General features: G+C 28.2%; 3 protein-coding genes. 2 read left to right on the top strand and 1 reads right to left on the bottom strand.

Going from position 1 to position 2535, the window contains the following annotated elements:
• A partial coding sequence (locus tag HMPREF0202_RS13040; protein ID WP_023049739.1) for a recombinase family protein occupies positions 1-373 on the bottom strand: 373 nt, incomplete at its 3' end.
• 131 nt (positions 374-504) lie between these two features.
• Between HMPREF0202_RS13040 and HMPREF0202_RS15150 the strand changes: the two genes are divergently transcribed.
• Together HMPREF0202_RS15150 and HMPREF0202_RS15655 are read left to right on the top strand one after the other, a co-directional pair.
• Complete coding sequence (locus HMPREF0202_RS15150) at positions 505-834, top strand: DUF4158 domain-containing protein (protein ID WP_023049740.1); 330 nt, start codon at positions 505-507, stop codon at positions 832-834.
• The coding region (locus tag HMPREF0202_RS15655) for a Tn3 family transposase (RefSeq protein WP_023049741.1) at positions 821-2535 on the top strand (1715 nt) is incomplete at its 3' end. The genes HMPREF0202_RS15150 and HMPREF0202_RS15655, both read left to right, overlap by 14 nt.

Consider the following 2535-nt stretch of genomic DNA (forward strand, 5'->3'; position numbering starts at 1 on the left):
TTCTTATTAAATCTCTTTCAAGTTGGTTACCACCCGCCATTATTGTTATTAAAAATTGACTATACGGATTTTCTTCAGATAAATCTAACCAAGTATCTTTTAAAGATTTTAAATATGCTTTTTTTCCTCTAATTAAATCTATTAATAAAAATAGATCATGAGTACTACGAGTAATTCTTGTTAAATCAGTTACATAAATAACATCTCCACATTCAATTTCTTTCAACATATTTTGTAATTCTAATCTATTCATTGTAGCTCCAGAAATTTTTTCTTCAAAAATAATATCCATCCCAATTTCTAGAAGTTGTTGTTTTTGCCTCGCTAAATTTTGATCTTCAGAACTCACACGAATATACCCTATTTTTCTCATTTTTATTCCTCCTCTTTGAGACAAGTCTTATGAGACTCTACAAACCTATATTTTATCACGGTTCTTATTTTGTATCAATAGAGTCTACTCTATTGATATAATATTAAAAATACAATTAAAGGAGTTACAATATGTCATTAAGAGGAAAAGAGTTATTTTCTCAAGAGCAAAGAGAAATGTTCATGAAAATACCTGAAGATGAATTATCTTTAGCAAGATATTACACATTTTCAAAATATGATTTAGAAATTATTCAAAGACATAGAAGAGATGAAAATAAAATAGGATTTGCTTTGCAATTAGCAGTATTGAGATATCCCGGTTGGCCATATAGCTACATTAAGTCTATTCCAAAGATAGTAATAAGTTATATTGCAAAACAAATAGGGACTGGAATAGTACCTGCTAGAAGATACCCACAAAGAGATAATACTCTTTGGCCAACATATGAAAGAGATTAAAGAGGAATATGGTTTTATTTCTTTTGGTGAAGTTGAACACAAAAAAGTATTTAACTATATCTACAAATTAAGTTTAGAAAATGAAGATACCTTATATCTTTTTGATGAGTGTTTGAATTTTTTTAGAAAAAATAAAATTATACTTCCTGGTATAACTACTATTGAGAACCTAATATGGGAAGCTAAAAACGAAGCAGAAAAAATACTTTTTGATACTTTAAATAATTCTCTTTCAGAAGAGCAAAAAGAAAAGTTAAATTCTACTCTATTAGTTCAGCCTAATATAGAGGAGCGAAGCAGAACAACCCTTGGTTGGTTAAAAACTCCAACTGGCTTTCCTTCTCCAGAAACTTTTTTAAAGTTGGCTGATAAAATCGAGTATATAAAAGATTTACATCTTGATATTTCTTTAGTTCAACATTTTCACTCAAATAGATTATTACAACTCTATAGAATGGCTATGAGATATGAACCTTATGCTTTTAGAGATTTCAAAGAAAATAAAAGATATGCACTATTAACAATTCTTTTAATAAATCTTTCTAAAGACCTGATAGATAAGGCTTTTGAAGTTCATGATAGACAAATGTTAACACTGATTTCAAAAGGAAGAAAAGCTCAAGAAGAGATACAAAAAAATAATGGGAAAAAGTTAAATGAAAAAATAGTTCAATTTGCAAGTATAGGAAAATCTTTAATTAAAGCCAAAGAGGAAGGGATAGATCCGTTTAAAGCTCTTGAAACTATTGTTAATTGGGAAAATTTTGTTTTATCTGTAAATGAAGCTGAGAAATTAGCAAGGCCAGTAGATTATGATTATTTAGATTTATTAGAAAAAAGATTTTATTTTTTAAGAAGATATACTCCAAAATTTTTACATCTATTAGAATTTAAATCTACAAAAGCTAATGAATCTTTAATTGAAGGAATTGATATACTTAAAGATATTAACGAGAGTGGGAAAAGGAAAATTCCTGAAGATGCTCCAATAGATTTTATCTCTAAAAGATGGAGTAAATATGTATTTGAAAAAGATAACAGTATCAATAGACATTACTACGAAATGGCCGTTCTCTCTGAACTTAGAGAACATATTAGAGCTGGAGATATATCTATTTCTGGAAGTAGACAGTATATGGATTTTGAAGAGTATCTATTTTCAAAAGATGAATGGCAAGAATCTAAAATTTTTTCTAGATTAGCTGTGAGCTTAGAATTGGAAGATTATTTTACCGAGAGAAAATTAAGCATGGATAAAAGGCTGAGATGGTTTTCTAAAAATATTAATCAAATAAAAGGAATCTCTATTGAAAATGGAAAAATTTCAATTTCAAGATTGGAAAAAAATATTCCTCTAGAAGCAGAACAACTGAGTTCAAAATTATATAAACTTATACCCAGAATTAATTTAACAGATCTTTTAATAGATGTTGTAAATATAACAGGATTCCATGAAGAGTTTATTCATGCATCAACGAATAAAAAGCCAGATAACAGTGAAAAAATAACTCTAATAGCAGCTTTAATAGGAATGGGAACAAATATAGGTCTTACAAAAATGGCAGATGCTGCTTCAGGGATATCGTATAAGCAAATGGCATATATTTCACAGTGGAGAATGCATGAAGATGCTTTAAATAGAGCTCAAGTTAACCTTGTTAATTTTCATACTAAACTAAACATGTCAAAATATTGGGGTGA

Origin of the sequence: Cetobacterium somerae ATCC BAA-474, from assembly GCF_000479045.1 — a bacterium.
GTDB lineage: Bacteria > Fusobacteriota > Fusobacteriia > Fusobacteriales > Fusobacteriaceae > Cetobacterium_A > Cetobacterium_A somerae.

What these genes read in the sequence shown, in the direction of transcription:
- HMPREF0202_RS15150 (WP_023049740.1), top strand. Translation starts at nt 505, where the DNA reads ATGTCATTAAGAGGAAAAGAGTTATTTTCTCAAGAGCAAAGAGAAATG.